The following is a 14,256-nucleotide window of genomic DNA, read 5'->3' on the forward strand; positions in this document are numbered from 1 at the left end:
CCTGATGTCACGCGGCCTCATGGTTGCCCATGGCCAAACGGGGTCAGTTCTGTTCCTGGTACATCCAGTTGCGGATGATCGAGACCGCCTCGTCCGGATGCTTGTCCACGATCTCGCCGATCTTGCGCAGGGAGGAGGCGCGCACGCGGCCCTCGACACGGCTGATATCGATCATCGTGTCCAGCATATCCTCCTCCTCTTCTTCCGGCAGGGCCAGCGCGCCCATGCCTTCCGGCGCCATTTCCATGCCGGGCATGCCGGGGCCGGCCAGGGCAGCGGTGGCACCGGACTGGTCGCGCAGCATGCCGGTCGGGCCGCTGAGGATCGCGCCGGCGGCCGGCAGCGATTCGAACAGGCGGCTCAGCACCGGGCGGACGACCAGCAGGATGACCAGCAGGCCGACAACCGCCAGCACGATGATCTCGGCAAGCTGCAGGAAGTCGTTCTTGGACAGGCCGAACAGGGTGGAATCCGCCCCCACGCCGATATCGTCCAGCGGCGCGAAGCGCATGTTCACGACTTCGATCTGGTCGCCGCGATTGGCATCGAAGCCGATGGTCGAGCGCACCAGCGCCTCGATCTGCTGCAGCTGCTGCTCGTTGCGCTCCTGATAGACCGGCTCGCCGCCATCGCCGCGTGTATAGGTGCCGTCCACCAGCACCGCCACGGTCAGGCGGCGCACATTGCCAGTCTCCCGCACGATGTTCTGCACGGTACGGGTGATCTCGTAATTGACGGTTTCCTCGGTCCGCGAATCGCGGCTGCTGGCACCGCCGCCGGGCTGGCCCTGCTGCGCTTCCGGCAGGTTGGTCTGTACCGTGACCGCCTGGTTGGCGCCGCTCTCGGTGCTCTCCCGGCTTTCATCCACATTCTGTGTGGAGCGCACGACCTGGCCGTTCGGATCATATTCCTCGCGGTTGGTGACGATGCGGTCGAAATCGAGGTCGGCATGCACCTCGGCGCGCACCTTGCCATAGCCGACTGAGCGCTCCAGCAGCATTTCGATGGCGCGCGCCGTGCGGCTTTCGTAGGCGATGCGGCGTTCCTCGGCAGTGGCCGCCAGATGGTTCGGGTCGTTCGGGTCATCAACGCCGCGCGCCAGCAGGCTGCCCTTGTCATCGATGATCGACACCTTGGTCGGGGTCAGCCCCGGCACCGCCGCGCCGACCAGATACTGGATCGCCTTGATCTGCTCGCGATCGAGGCGCTGCGCGCCCTGCATGCGCAGCGCGATGGAGGCGCTGGGCTCCATGCGTTCGCGGCTGAACAGCTCGCGGCGCGGCATCACCAGATGGACGCGCGCCGAGCGCACGCCACGGATCGAGCCGATGGTGCGGGCCAACTCGCCTTCCAGCGCGCGCAGCTGGTTGATGTTCAGGACGAAATTGGTGGTGCCGAAACCGTCGGACTTGTCGAAGATCTCATAGCCCATCGAGCCTTCGGTCGGCAGGCCCTGCTGGGCCAGCGCCATGCGCAGATTGTTGATCTGGTCGCCCGGCACGTAAATCTCGCTGCCGTTCTGGCCGCGCAGTTCGAACTGCGCGCCGCTCTGCGACAGGTAGTTCACCACCTCGCGGGAATCTCCCGGTTCCAGCCCGGAATAGAGCAACTGCATGCTGGGCGAGGCCAGGCGGCTGGTCAGGAAGAACAGGAAGGCGATAAGGGCAACCGCGACGCCGCCGAGAACGGCGAGGCGCACAGCACCGAGATTACGGAAGAATTGCATAATTGGGTTCACGGTTCGCCCTTCCTCGCCGCTATGGCCCCTTGTCTGTTCCCCATATCGGGGGGAGCCTGATCGTCTCTGACCCTGCCATCGCCGGGATGACCCGGCTTCAGTTCTGGCTTTGCTTTCCCGGTCCCGCTTTCCTGACCGCCGCGCCCGCTCTCGTGGCTCTTGAGGGGCGCTCGGTCGCGTTATCCAGCCGCGATATCGGTGATCCAGACGGCTGCAGATCCGGTACTCAGCAAATTACCTAAAATTTTAATTATAATGAAGTGATTTGCGTGCCCCACGAACCAGCTTTTGCTGATTTTACTCCAACTGTTGCAACTAGGCAACTTTTGCCTAGAGCAGATATAACAGATGAATCAGTGAAAGAACAATCCTTTATGGGGTGTTTCTTGAATATTGCATGAATTTGAAGCCGTATCGATTCCAGCGATGAAGGGGCGGTAACCGCCGCGTGACCATCTGATGCGCGCCGGAGAGGGGCCGCTGTCTCTGGTCTTCACCGGCGGCTTGGGCCATATTTCGGCAGGTCACGGTCAAAGACCGCACAAAAGAGCGAGGGAGTGACGGGCATGGCGGGCAAGGCGACGCAACTGGCGCTGGTTTCCGGTGACAAGAAGGACGCGCCGGCAGACAAGCTTGCCTATCTGAAGGCGTTGGAGCGCCGCGTGCTGTGGCTCTCGCACTGGATGATCCATAACGCCAACCATGTCCGCCCGTCGCGCGACGGGCTGAAGGTCGGCGGTCATCAGGCCTCCTCCGCCTCGGTGGCAACGCTGATGACGGCGCTGTATTTCGATATTCTGCGGCCTGAGGACCGGGTGGCGGTGAAGCCGCATGCCAGCCCGATCTTCCACGCCATCCAGTATCTGATGGGCCGGCAGGATCGTGATGCGCTGGAGAATTTCCGGGCGCTGGGCGGCGCGCAATCCTACCCGTCGCGCACCAAGGACAAGGATGAGGTGGATTTCTCCACCGGATCGGTCGGCCTTGGCGTGGCGATGACGCTGTTCGGCTCGATCACTCAGGATTATGTGCGCCAGCATTTCCCGGAGCGGGAGAAGGCTGCCAAGCCGGGCCGGATGATCGCCGTGATGGGCGATGCCGAGCTCGACGAGGGCAATATCTACGAGGCGCTGCTGGAAGGCTGGAAGTACGACATCCGCAACACCTGGTGGGTAATCGACTATAACCGCCAGAGCCTGGACGGCGTGGTGAACGACCAGCTGTTCCAGAAGATCAAGGGCTTCTTCGCCGCGGTCGGCTGGAAGGTCGTGATGATCAAGTACGGCAAGCTGCTGGAGGAGGCGTTCAAGAAACCCGGCGGCGAGGCCCTGCGCAACTGGATCGACGATTGCCCGAACGATCTGTATTCGGCGCTGGTCTTCAAGGGCCAGAATGGCGACCCCAGCGGCTGGCGCAAGCATGTGCTGGCCGATCTGGCGGGCCATAACGGCATCCCGCAATTGCTGGCCGAATATGATGATGAAGGCTTGCACAGGCTGATGACCAATCTGGGCGGCAATGACATGGAAGCCGTGCTGGAAGGCTTCGCCCAGGCCGAGGATGACACGCCGCACTGCTTCATCGCCTACACGATCAAGGGCGCGCAGACCCCGCAGGCCGGCCACAAGGACAATCATGCCGGGCTGATGAGCGTGGAGCAGATGGCCAGCTTCAAGAGCCAGATGGGTATCGCCGATGGCGCCGAATGGGAGGCGCTGGACGACCGCGACCTGCCGGTGGCCAAGCTGCGCGACTTCATCGCCAAGGCGCCGTTCAACCAGCCGGGCAGCCGGGTGAAGGAGAGTGCGCGGGTCGCCGTGCCGGACGACTTCCCCACCGTGAAGGCTGACAGGATTTCCACCCAGGCCGCCTTCGGCCATATCCTGAACGCCCTCGGTAAGGGGCGCAGCGACCTGGCAGGGCGGATCGTCTCGACCTCGCCGGACGTCACCGTCTCCACCAACCTCGGCGCCTGGGTGAACCAGCGCGGCATCTTCAGCCGCCGGGCGCGCGACGACATCTTCCGCGCGGAAAAGGTGGTCTCGGCGCAGAAATGGGCGCGCTCGCTGACCGGCCAGCATATCGAGCTGGGCATCGCCGAGAACAATCTGTTCATCATGCTGGCCGCACTTGGCCTTGCCGGGCCGCTGTTCGGCGAGAAGCTGCTGCCGGTCGGCACGCTGTATGACCCGTTCATCGCGCGCGGCCTCGATGCGCTGAACTATGCCTGCTACCAGGATGCGCGCTTCATGCTCGTCTCCACCCCGTCGGGCATCACCCTGGCGCCGGAGGGCGGGGCGCACCAGTCGATCTCCACGCCGCTGATCGGCATGGGCCAGCCGGGCCTGACCTATTTCGAGCCGGCCTATGCCGACGAGCTGGCGGCGGTGATGCGCTGGGGCTTCGGCCATATGCAGGCGGCGGATGGCGGCTCGCTCTATCTGCGGCTCTCGACCCGAGGGCTGGAGCAGCCGCAGCGCAGCCTCGATGCGGATTTCGCAGCACAGGTGGTGGCCGGCGCCTACTGGCTGGTCGAACCGTCGCCGGACTCGGAGGTGGCCCTGGTCTATTGCGGCGCGGTGGCGCCGGAAATCATGGAGGCGCACTCTGCGCTGGCCGAGGACATGCCGGGCCTCGGCGTGCTGGCCGTCACCTCGCCGGACCGGCTCTACAGCGACTGGAACCGGCAGACTGAGGCGCGCCGCAAGGGCCAGAAGGTACAGCCGACGCATCTCGACAGGCTGCTGGCACAGGCGCCGGCGGCAGCGCTGGTCACGGCGCATGACAGTCATCCGGCGGCGCTGTCCTGGATTGGCGCGGCGGCAGGGCGTCCTGTGCATGCGCTTGGCGTTACCAAGTTCGGCCAGTCCGCCGATCTGCCCGATCTCTACCGCGTGCACGGGCTGGATGCGGAGGCGCTTATCGATGCGGTGGCGACGGCCTGCCTGGGTCGTATCGGGGGGCGTCTCGGGGGAAGTCTCTAAGCAAAGGGTTGCATGCTCTATCGAACGCTGCCCTTGGCATTCAGCAGCCGGAATGCTACCCATAACCTGTAACTGATCCTTACAAATAAGTCAGAACAAGGGAGCTGCCTGCCATGCTTGTCGGTGTGCCGAAAGAGGTGAAAATCCACGAATACCGGGTCGGGCTGGTGCCGGCCTCGGTGCGCGAACTGGTCGAGCATGGCCATCAGGTGATGGTCGAGACCATGGCCGGGCACGGCATCGGCTTCGACGATGCGGATTACGAGGCGGCGGGCGCCAGCATCGCCGGCAGTGCTGCGGACATCTTCGCCAAGGCCGACATGATCGTGAAGGTGAAGGAGCCGCAGCCCGCCGAATACAAGATGCTGCGTGAGGGGCAGGTGCTGTTCACCTACCTGCATCTGGCGCCCGATCCCGAGCAGACAAAAGGGCTGATGGAGTCCGGCTGCATCGCCATCGCCTATGAGACGGTGACCAACCAGCGCGGCGGCCTGCCGCTGCTGTCGCCGATGAGCGAGGTTGCCGGGCGCATGTCGATCCAGGTCGGCGCACACTGCCTGGAGAAGGAGCGTGGCGGTGCGGGCGTGTTGCTGGGCGGCGTGCCGGGCGTGCCGGCGGCCAAGGTGACCGTGCTGGGCGGCGGTGTTGCCGGCACCAATGCGGCGCGCATGGCAATGGGCATGGAGGCGCATGTCGTGGTCATCGACAAGAGCCTCGACCGGCTCTACCAGCTTGACGAGCGCTTCGGCTCCGAACTGCACACCATCTTCGCCACCCGCGACGCCATCGAGCAGCATGTGCTGTCCAGCGACCTTGTCATCGGCGCGGCGCTGGTGCCGGGGGCGGCGGCGCCCAAGCTGGTGACCGCCGACATGGTGAAGCGGATGAAGCGCGGCTCCGTGCTGGTGGACATCTCCATCGACCAGGGCGGCTGCTTCGAGACCTCGCGCCCGACCAGCCATGCCGAGCCGACCTATGTTGTGGATGAGGTGGTGCATTACTGCGTCACCAACATGCCGGGTGCCGTTGCCCGCACCTCCACCGTGGCGCTGAACAACGCGACCCTGCCCTTCGCGCTGGCGCTGGCCGACAAGGGCTACCGCAAGGCGCTGGCGGACGACGTCCATCTGCGCAACGGCCTGAACATCCATACGGGGCGGGTCACCTACAAGGCCGTCGCCGACGCGCTGAAGCTGCCCTACACCCCGGCCGAGGACGCGCTGGCGCTTTAGCAGCCTGAGAATTGAGCCCTGAGAATTGAGCAGAGTACCAAATTCTGGTACTCTGCTGTCAATCAGGAGGCTACTGCCATGTCCCGCAATACATCGGTATCTCTCGGGCCGCATTTCGCGGCTTTCGTTGACCGCCAGGTCGATGAAGGCCGGTACGGTTCCGCAAGCGATGTCATTCGCGCCGGCCTGCGCTTGCTGGAAGAGCGCGAGGCCGGCCTTGCCGCACTTCGGGCCGCCCTCATGGAGGGGGAGGAAAGCGGTGTTGCCGCGCCGCTGGATATCGAGGCGTTTCTCGCCGACCGGCGGCAGGACCGATAGGCCGGTATGGCTTATGTCCTGACGCCGAGGGCGCGGCGGGATCTGGCGGATATCTGGCGGTTCACGAACGGACGATGGGGCGAGGCACAGGCCGACGCCTATGTCCGGCAGATTGCCGAGTGTTGCCAGCGCCTCTCAGAAGGGGCGCTGATCGGCAGCGACGTCTCTGCGATCCGGCCCGGCTACTGGAAACTTCGGGTCGGTTCGCATGTGCTGTTCTACACAAAACCTGCGGAACAGCGTTTAGAACTCGTCCGCATCTTGCATCAGCGGATGGACATCACCGCCCATCTTTAGCGCACCCCGGCTCTAACGCAGGAATCGGCCGAGATGGGTCTGGACGTTGCGGGTCAGCGTGGCGTCTAGATCGCGCAGGGTGGTCTCGGTCAGCTCGTACCAGGCGCGTTCGCGGTCGTTCAGCGTGATGTCCTCCGGCACGGTGCGGCTGCGCTGGACGCGCGCCTCCGCCATGCCGATCCGCGATCCGCGGTTGTCGAGGATTTCCAGCACCGCTTCAGCGGTCGCCGTGTAGCGCTCCGCCTGCTCGTTGGTGAAGGTGCCGCGCAGGCCGGTGGTGGTGCGCAGCTTCTCCTCGACGATGCTGGCTTCCTTCACGCGCAGCACCGCCCGGTTGAACTGAGTGCCGGAGGCCGTCAGCCGGTCGCTCGCCCAGCGTTCCATCGTGCGACCGGGATTGACCGGCACCAGATGCTCCACATGCGGGCGCGACAGCGGCTCGCGATATTCGTTCACCACCTCGATGGAGCCGACATCCAGCCCGATCTTCTGCCCGCCCTGGAAGGTGATGTCGGCATAGCGCGGCGCCGGGTCGGGCGTGGCGCAGGCGGCCAGCACCAGGGCCAGGAAGCCCATGGAGGAGAAGGCAAGGGAGCGTGACAGGGTGGGGCGGAACATGGCGGATTCCTCAGAGATTCGCGGGCATCTGCGCGGCATCGGGCGTGGTTGCGGGGAACCTCTCCGGCGCGCGTTGGGCCAACAATGGGGTGGCGGCCCTGTTCTGGCAAGATGCGCCGTGAGGCACGCTAGTGCCGGGTCGCGTCTGCCAGAGCATCCAGATCGGAATCGTCGTACCGGTACGCGCGATTGCAGAACTGACAGGTAACGACCACGGCGCCGTCCGGTTCCTTCATATCGTCCAGCTCGGCACGCGGCTGGGCGCTGAGCACGGCATCGACCCGCTCGCGCGAACAGCGGCAGCGGTCAGTCACGGCATGCGGCTCGAATACCCGCACGCCATCCTCGTGGAACAGCCGGAACAGCAACTCATGCGGCGACAGCTCCGGGGCCAGCAACTCCTCGTTCCGGGCGGAACTGGTCAGGATGACGATGCGGCGCCAGCCATCCTCCGCCTCATCCTCGGTCAGCGACTGCCAGATGCGGTCGGCCTCACTGGCGCTGCCGCCCTCGGCCGGCATGCGCTGTACCATCAGCCCGGCCGCGCGCCATACGCTGCCGCCACCGGGCAGGGCGACGCGCTCGCAGGCGGTTTTCAGGCAGGTCTCGATCTGCTCGGAATCGCGGAAATAGGTATGGGCGCAATCGGCTAGCGTGGCGCCCGTCAGTTCGACGATGCCCTGATAGCGGTCGGTATGCGCGCCCTGATCGACCGTGAAGGCGAGGTAGCCCGCCCCCAGCAAACCCGGTACCGATCGTTCGATGCCGGCGCCGCTTTGTGCGCGTGCCGCTGCCGCCGAGGCGAATCGCTCGGCGTCGAACTGCGCATAGCCACGAAGATGCCCATCCGAGGTGACGTCGGCCACCAGCAGGCTGATCGGCCCGTCGCTCTGGATCTGCAGGGTGAAGACGCCGTCATATTTCAGCGCGCCGGCCAGCAGCACCGCCAGCGCCAGCGCCTCGCCCAGCATGCGGGCGACCGGCTCGGGGTAGTCGTGCCGCTGCAGCACGGCATCGACTTCACCGCCCAGCCGCGCCATGCGACCGCGCAGGCCCAGCGATTCGATCTGGAACGGCAGCAGCATGTCGTCGGTGACGCCGCGCAGGCCGCCGCCGGCATATGCCGTCACGTCAGGCACCAGCGCAGGATGCCCTTCTGGCCGTGCAACCGGTTTTCCGCCTCATCCCAGACCACGGATTGCGGCCCGTCGATGACCTCCGCCGAGACCTCCTCGCCGCGATGGGCGGGCAGGCAGTGCATGAAGATGGCCTCCGGCTTGGCGTGGCGCATCAACTCCGCATTCACCTGGTAGGGCTTCAGCATATTGTGCCGGCTGCCCGCATCCGCGTCGCCCATCGACACCCAGGTATCGGTGACCACGCAATCCGCCCCCGCGACCGCCTTCTCGGCATCGTGGGTAACGGTGATTCGTGCACCCTGCGCGCGGGCCCACTCGATCAGGCCGGCGTCTGGGGTCAGCATTTCCGGGCAGGCGATGCGCAGCTCGAAATCGAATCGTGCGGCGGCATGAATCCAGGAGGCGGCGACATTGTTGCCGTCGCCGCTCCAGGCCACGACCTTGCCCTTGATCGGCCCGCGATGCTCCTCGAAGGTCATCACATCGGCCATGATCTGGCAGGGGTGGCTGCGGTCGGTCAGCCCGTTGATGACCGGCACGCTGGCATTATCCGCCAGCTCCTGCAGGATCGCCGGGCTGAAAGTGCGGATCATGATCGCATCGACATAGCGCGACAGCACGCGCGCCGTATCGGCCATGGTCTCGCCACGCGAGGACTGGATGTCTGCGGTGTTCAGCAGGACGACATCGCCGCCCAGCTGCTTCATGCCGACCTCGAAGGACACGCGGGTCCGGGTCGATGGCTTCTCGAAGATCATCGCCAGCGTCTTGCCGGCCAGCGGCTTGTCGGCTTCCTCGCCGGCCTTCAGCGCTTCTTTCATGGCACGGCCGCTGTCCAGGATCTGCCGCAGGGTGCCAGTGTCGATCAGGTCTAGGTCGAGAAAGTGCTTTGGTTGGGTCAACAGCTTGTTCATCGTCCGGTCCTCAGCCCGCCAGCTTGCGGGCGGCCTTTTCCATCATCTCCATCGCCTCGCCGACCTCGGTATCGCCGATGGTCAGCGGCGGCAGCAGGCGCAGCACATTGTCGGCGGCGCCGACGGTCAGCATGCCTTGCTCGCGGAAGGCGGTCTGTACGTCGCCGTTCGGCATCACGCATTTCAGCCCAAGCATCAGGCCGGCGCCGCGCACCTCCGCGAAGACGGTGGGGTGGCTGGCGACCAGCCCTTCCAGGCGGGTCCAGAAATCGCGGCCGACGCGCTCCACCTGGGCCAGGAAGGCCGGGTCGTTCACCACATCCATGACCGCATTGCCGACCGCCATCGCCAGCGGATTGCCGCCGAAGGTGGAGCCGTGCGTGCCATAGGTCATGCCCTTGGCCGCCTTCTCGTTGGCAAGGCAGGCGCCCATCGGGAAGCCGCCGCCGATGCCCTTGGCGACACCCATGATGTCTGGGGCGACACCGGCCCATTCATGGGCGAACAGCTTGCCGGTCCGGCCGACGCCGCACTGTACCTCGTCGAAGATCAGCAGCAGGCCGTATTCGTCGGCCACGGCGCGCAGCTGGCGCAGATAATCCAGCGCCGCCGGGCGGATGCCGCCTTCGCCCTGCACCGGCTCCACGATGATGGCGCCGGTCTCCGGGGTGATGGCGTTGCGCAGCTCGTTCATGTTGCCGAACGGCACATGGTCGAAACCGCCAGCGACCGGGCCGAAGCCGTCCAGATACTTCTTGTTCCCGGCGGCGGCCAGCGTCGTCAGGGTGCGGCCGTGGAAGGCTCCCTCGACGGCGATGATGCGCACGCGCTCCGGCTGGCCATTGGCGGAATGGTATTTGCGCGCGACCTTGATCGCGCACTCCATCGCCTCGGCGCCGGAATTGCCGAAGAACACGGTGTCGGCGAAGGTCGAATCCACCAGCCGCTGGGCGAGCTTCTCCTGCTCCGGCACGCGGTACAGGTTGGAGACATGCCACAGCTTCTCGGCCTGCGCCTGCAGCGCCTTCACCAGATGCGGGTGACAGTGGCCCAGCGAGTTGACGGCAATGCCGGCGGCAAAGTCGAGATATCGTCGGCCATCCGTCGCGTACAGATACGCCCCCTTGCCATGCGTAAAGCTGAGGTCAAGCCGGTTGTATGTGGGCATGACGGCAGGAAGCATCGATTTATCCCTTCCCATCGGTAAAAGGGTTGCAGCGCGACGGAATTTCGCGAAAGGGCGCGAGTATCCGCGCCCGCCCCGCCCATGTCAATTACAGTTGCGTTGCTTTATTAGGTAGCGCTCAAGCTTTCAGCTTGTAGCCGCTTTTCAGCATCGCGTAGCTGATCGCCAGCAGCACGAGGTTGCAGCCCGTCATGACCGCAATGCCGACCAGCGGCGGGGCGTCGGCATGGTCGATGAAGCCATAGCGGAAGCCGTCGATCATGAAGAAGAACGGGTTCACATGGGCCAGCTCGTACCAGATGCCGGGCAGCCGCTCGGTCGAATAGAAGGTGCCGGACAGGAAGGTCAGCGGCACGATCACGAAGTTGGTGACGGCGGCGATATGGTCGAACTTGTCCGCCCAGATGCCGCCGATGATGCCCAGCAGCGACAGCAGCAGGGCGGCGGACAGCGCATGGAACAGCACATAGGCCGGATGCGCGACACTCACCGGTACGAACAGCCACATCGCCAGCAGGGTCGAGCAGCCCACGGCCAGCCCGCGCGTCACACCGCCCAGCGCATAGCCGGCGGTCAGTTCTGCCGGCCCCAGCGGCGGCATTAGCGTATCGACGATGTTGCCCTGCACCTTGGCGACGACGAGGGAGGAGCTGGTGTTGGCAAAGGCATTCTGGGCAATCGCCATCATGATCAGGCCCGGCGCCAGGAATTCGGAGTAGGGGACGCCGCCGATGACCATGTCGCCCCGGCCCAGCGCCAGGGTGAAGACCAGCAGGAACAGTAGCGAGGTCACCATCGGCGCCGCCACCGTTTGCACGAACACCTTCAGGAAGCGCCGCACCTCCTTCTGGTACAGCGTCCACAGGCCGAGCCAGTTGACGCGGCCGATGGCCCTCGGGGCAACTCCCTTGGGTGCGCTGCTGGGGGTGATTTGGTGCGGAGCAGGATGCGGCATGCTGGCTCTCGGTTGCGGGTCCGACAGAGACGGAGGCGCAGAAATAGTCCTTCCGGCCGTGCGGGACAACCCGTCCTGCCGTCGCCATCTGGCCGGAGCAGAAGGAAGATGGCAGCATGGCGGCATGACCGACAGCGCCCCCAAGCCGAACAGGCCGGCCCGGAAAATTCCCCGCAAGCCCAGCCCTGCCTCGCTGGAGCGTGCCGCCCTGCATTATCTGGAGCGCTTCGCGAGCTCGGCGGAAAATCTGCGCCGGGTGCTGCTGCGCAAGGTGGAGCGGGCGGCCCGTCATCATGAGGATATCGACCGCGAGGCGGCGGCGGGCTGGATCGACGATCTGATCGCCCGCTATCGCCGCGCCGGCCTGCTGGATGACAAGGCCTATGCCGAGGCGCGCACCACCAGCCTGCACCGGCGAGGCGCATCGGCGCGCAAGATCAGGCTGAGCCTGGCCCAGAAGGGGGTGGCGGCGGACACCGTTGATGCAGCGCTGGAGGAGCTGGACGAACGGGTGGAAGGCGATGCGGAGATGCAGGCCGCCATCGCCCTCGTGCGGAGACGGCGGCTTGGTGTCTATCGTGCAGCCAGCGTGCGTGCAGACTACCGTGACCGCGACCTTGCCGCCCTGGCCCGGGCAGGATTTTCCTACGACATCGCGCGCCGGGTCATCGAGGCGGAGGATGAGGGCGCCCTCATGGCCCTGGCAGAGGCGGAATGAGCACCCCCGTCTGCGCGAGGCTGTGGTTTTTGCGGTAAATGCAGGAATCCTCTGGCCATCCGGTCTGGTTTGCGCGAACAATATTAGGAAGCCGCGTGCAGGCGCCTGACTATGGCGAATATAGCCTTTTCAGGTGGCTTGCTTCTTGCTTGGTGGTCATGCGGCCGGTGCGGCCCGATCCGAGGGTCAGCCGGCTGACGGTTGTTGGATGCCCATGAGGCTGTGTTTTGATGGTCGGATGCTTTAGGCGCGTGAAGATGATGGCGGTCGTTTCGACCGTGCTTCTGCTGACCAATTCCTGCGCCGGGCCGGCGCATATGGCGGAGCCGCCGCGCGATTTCCTGGCCCGCGACGCCGCGCGCGTCTTTACCGCCGGCTACGACAATATCGGCGAATATTATCTGGAGCCGGTCGATCTCGGCAGCCTGGCCGTGCATGGCATGCAGGGCCTGACCCAGCTCGACCCCAGCTTTGCCGTCACACCGCTGAACGACCGGTTGCAGCTGACTGTCGGGCGGGCGGTGATCGGCGAATTCCCGGTGCCGCCGGAAAATGATTCTGTGCGCTGGGGGATGCTGACCGCCGCCGTTATCCTGGCCGGCCGCTCATCCTCTCCGGAACTGGCTAAGGTGGAACCGGAGCGGCTCTACCGCACGGTGTTCGAGGCCAGCCTGAAGGACCTCGACCGGTTCTCGCGCTATGCCGACTACACGACCGCGCTCGATAACCGGGCCCAGCGCGAAGGCTTCGGCGGTATCGGTATCTCGCTGCTGCCGGACGACAGCCAGATCACCATCGCCAATGTGATGAAGGACACCCCGGCCGACCAGGCAGGGCTGCGGGCCGGCGACCGGATCACCAGGATCGATGGCCTGCCGACCGAGGGCATGAGTGTGCATGACGTGGTCCGGCACCTGCGCGGCGGCATTCACAGCCCGGTCGATCTGGGGCTGGCGCGGCCGCGCGGCCATGGCGCCGATGCCACGGTCGATACGCTGCATGTCACGCTGCGCCGTGCCCGTATCGTGCCGACCACGGTCAGCCTAGAGCGGGTCGATGATATTGCGATCATCAAGCTGCACGGTTTCAACCAGGATACCGCGTCGAGCCTGAGCCGCGAGATGGCGGAGGCCTGGCGTTCCGCCGGGGCAAATCTGTCCGGCGTGATCCTCGACCTGCGCGGCAATCCGGGCGGTCTGCTCGATCAGGCGGTGTCAGTGGCCGACCTGTTTATCTCCAATGGCCAGATCGTCTCGACCCGCGGCCGGCATCCGCACAGCCTGCAGCGCTATGACGCGCGCAGCGACGACATTGCGCAGGGGCTGCCGCTGGTGGTGCTGATCAACGGGGCCTCCGCCTCCGCCTCGGAAGTGGTGGCCGCCGCCCTGCAGGATAGTGGGCGGGCGGTGCTCATCGGCTCGCGCTCCTTCGGCAAGGGCTCGGTGCAGACCGTTGTCCGCCTGCCTAATGATGGCGAGATGATGCTGACCTGGGCCAAACTCTTCGCGCCGTCCGGCTATGCCTTGTCTGATTATGGCGTGCTGCCGTCGGTCTGCACCGCCAGCTATACCGACGATCCGGCGCAGGTGATCAGCGACCTCCGACGCGGTGCGGTGCGCCCGGCCAATCTGCTGGTTGCGCGCCGGGTGGTCTCGGAACTGGATTCCCGGCGCCAGCAGGAATTGCGCGAGGCCTGCCCCTCGAAGCCGGCGCATAACGAGAAGATCGACATGGATGTCGCCCGGCTGCTGCTGCGCGATGGCGAACTGCTGGGCCGCATGCGCGACATGTCGGTCATGGCGGTGGCGCTGAAGGCGGATTGAGCCGCGCTATCACGCTGTATAAGGCTTGACAGGAAGTTTCCGGCCTGTATGTTCTCGGCCTCTCACGCAACCCAAGCGAAATGGGATCTGCCGTCATGGCGAAGTCGAACACTCTGCTCATCAAGCTCGTCAGCAGCGCCGACACGGGCTTCTTCTACGTTGCGAAGAAGAATCCGCGCACCATGACGGGTAAGCTGGAACTGAAGAAGTACGATCCGAAGGTGCGCAAGCACGTCGTGTTCCGCGAATCGAAGATCAAGTAAGCGCGTCCATCCGCGCTTTCGATGAAAGGCCGCCTTCCGGGCGGCCTTTTTCGTTTTCTGGGTCGTTTCTG

At 65.3% G+C, this 14,256-nt stretch carries 13 protein-coding genes; 7 read left to right on the top strand and 6 right to left on the bottom strand.

Annotated elements, in window-relative coordinates:
- Positions 1 to 43: 43 nt before the first annotated feature.
- Positions 44 to 1,738 (bottom strand): flagellar basal-body MS-ring/collar protein FliF, encoded by a 1,695-nt coding sequence (gene fliF / locus P24_RS15530; protein ID WP_040708021.1) that lies wholly within the window; start codon positions 1,736 to 1,738, stop codon positions 44 to 46.
- Between the two features lie 566 nt (positions 1,739 to 2,304).
- Between fliF and P24_RS15535 the strand changes: the two genes are divergently transcribed.
- From P24_RS15535 to P24_RS15550, 4 genes are all read left to right on the top strand, one after another.
- Positions 2,305 to 4,722 (top strand): hypothetical protein, encoded by a 2,418-nt coding sequence (locus P24_RS15535; RefSeq protein ID WP_008945692.1) that lies wholly within the window; start codon positions 2,305 to 2,307, stop codon positions 4,720 to 4,722.
- 113 nt (positions 4,723 to 4,835) lie between these two features.
- A complete protein-coding gene (ald, locus tag P24_RS15540) occupies positions 4,836 to 5,954 on the top strand; it encodes an alanine dehydrogenase (RefSeq protein ID WP_008945693.1) in 1,119 nt (372 codons plus the stop codon).
- 78 nt (positions 5,955 to 6,032) lie between these two features.
- A complete protein-coding gene (locus P24_RS15545) occupies positions 6,033 to 6,272 on the top strand; it encodes a type II toxin-antitoxin system ParD family antitoxin (RefSeq protein WP_008945694.1) in 240 nt (79 codons plus the stop codon).
- Between the two features lie 6 nt (positions 6,273 to 6,278).
- Entirely contained in the window at positions 6,279 to 6,569 is a 291-nt protein-coding gene (locus P24_RS15550) for a type II toxin-antitoxin system RelE/ParE family toxin (protein ID WP_008945695.1), read from the top strand.
- Between the two features lie 12 nt (positions 6,570 to 6,581).
- Here P24_RS15550 and P24_RS15555 read toward each other — a convergent pair whose 3' ends face one another.
- The 5 genes from P24_RS15555 to P24_RS15575 all read right to left on the bottom strand — a co-directional run bounded on the left by P24_RS15555 (position 6,582) and on the right by P24_RS15575 (position 11,381).
- Positions 6,582 to 7,187, bottom strand: a complete 606-nt coding sequence (locus tag P24_RS15555; RefSeq protein WP_008945696.1) for a hypothetical protein — start codon at positions 7,185 to 7,187, stop codon at positions 6,582 to 6,584.
- A gap of 128 nt (positions 7,188 to 7,315) precedes the next feature.
- Positions 7,316 to 8,317 (bottom strand): Hsp33 family molecular chaperone HslO, encoded by a 1,002-nt coding sequence (hslO, locus tag P24_RS15560; RefSeq protein WP_008945697.1) that lies wholly within the window; start codon positions 8,315 to 8,317, stop codon positions 7,316 to 7,318.
- Positions 8,314 to 9,240, bottom strand: coding sequence for an ornithine carbamoyltransferase (gene argF, locus P24_RS15565; protein ID WP_040708023.1), 927 nt, complete (start codon positions 9,238 to 9,240; stop codon positions 8,314 to 8,316). Before argF ends, hslO begins: the two co-directional genes overlap by 4 nt.
- A 10-nt stretch (positions 9,241 to 9,250) precedes the next feature.
- On the bottom strand, positions 9,251 to 10,423 hold the full coding sequence (locus P24_RS15570) for an aspartate aminotransferase family protein (protein WP_008945699.1): 1,173 nt from the start codon (positions 10,421 to 10,423) through the stop codon (positions 9,251 to 9,253).
- 121 nt (positions 10,424 to 10,544) lie between these two features.
- Positions 10,545 to 11,381 (bottom strand): ABC transporter permease, encoded by an 837-nt coding sequence (locus P24_RS15575; protein ID WP_008945700.1) that lies wholly within the window; start codon positions 11,379 to 11,381, stop codon positions 10,545 to 10,547.
- 124 nt (positions 11,382 to 11,505) lie between these two features.
- Here P24_RS15575 and P24_RS15580 point away from each other — a divergent pair, with 124 nt between their 5' ends.
- The 3 genes from P24_RS15580 to rpmG all read left to right on the top strand — a co-directional run bounded on the left by P24_RS15580 (position 11,506) and on the right by rpmG (position 14,185).
- Positions 11,506 to 12,099, top strand: coding sequence for a regulatory protein RecX (locus P24_RS15580; RefSeq protein WP_008945701.1), 594 nt, complete (start codon positions 11,506 to 11,508; stop codon positions 12,097 to 12,099).
- 257 nt (positions 12,100 to 12,356) lie between these two features.
- Complete coding sequence (locus tag P24_RS15585; protein ID WP_192813254.1) at positions 12,357 to 13,922, top strand: S41 family peptidase; 1,566 nt, start codon at positions 12,357 to 12,359, stop codon at positions 13,920 to 13,922.
- Between the two features lie 95 nt (positions 13,923 to 14,017).
- Positions 14,018 to 14,185 (top strand): 50S ribosomal protein L33, encoded by a 168-nt coding sequence (gene rpmG, locus P24_RS15590; RefSeq protein WP_008945703.1) that lies wholly within the window; start codon positions 14,018 to 14,020, stop codon positions 14,183 to 14,185.
- Positions 14,186 to 14,256 lie beyond the last annotated feature (71 nt).

The sequence above is a fragment of the Oceanibaculum indicum P24 genome (assembly GCF_000299935.1).
Taxonomy (GTDB): Bacteria; Pseudomonadota; Alphaproteobacteria; order Oceanibaculales; family Oceanibaculaceae; genus Oceanibaculum; species Oceanibaculum indicum.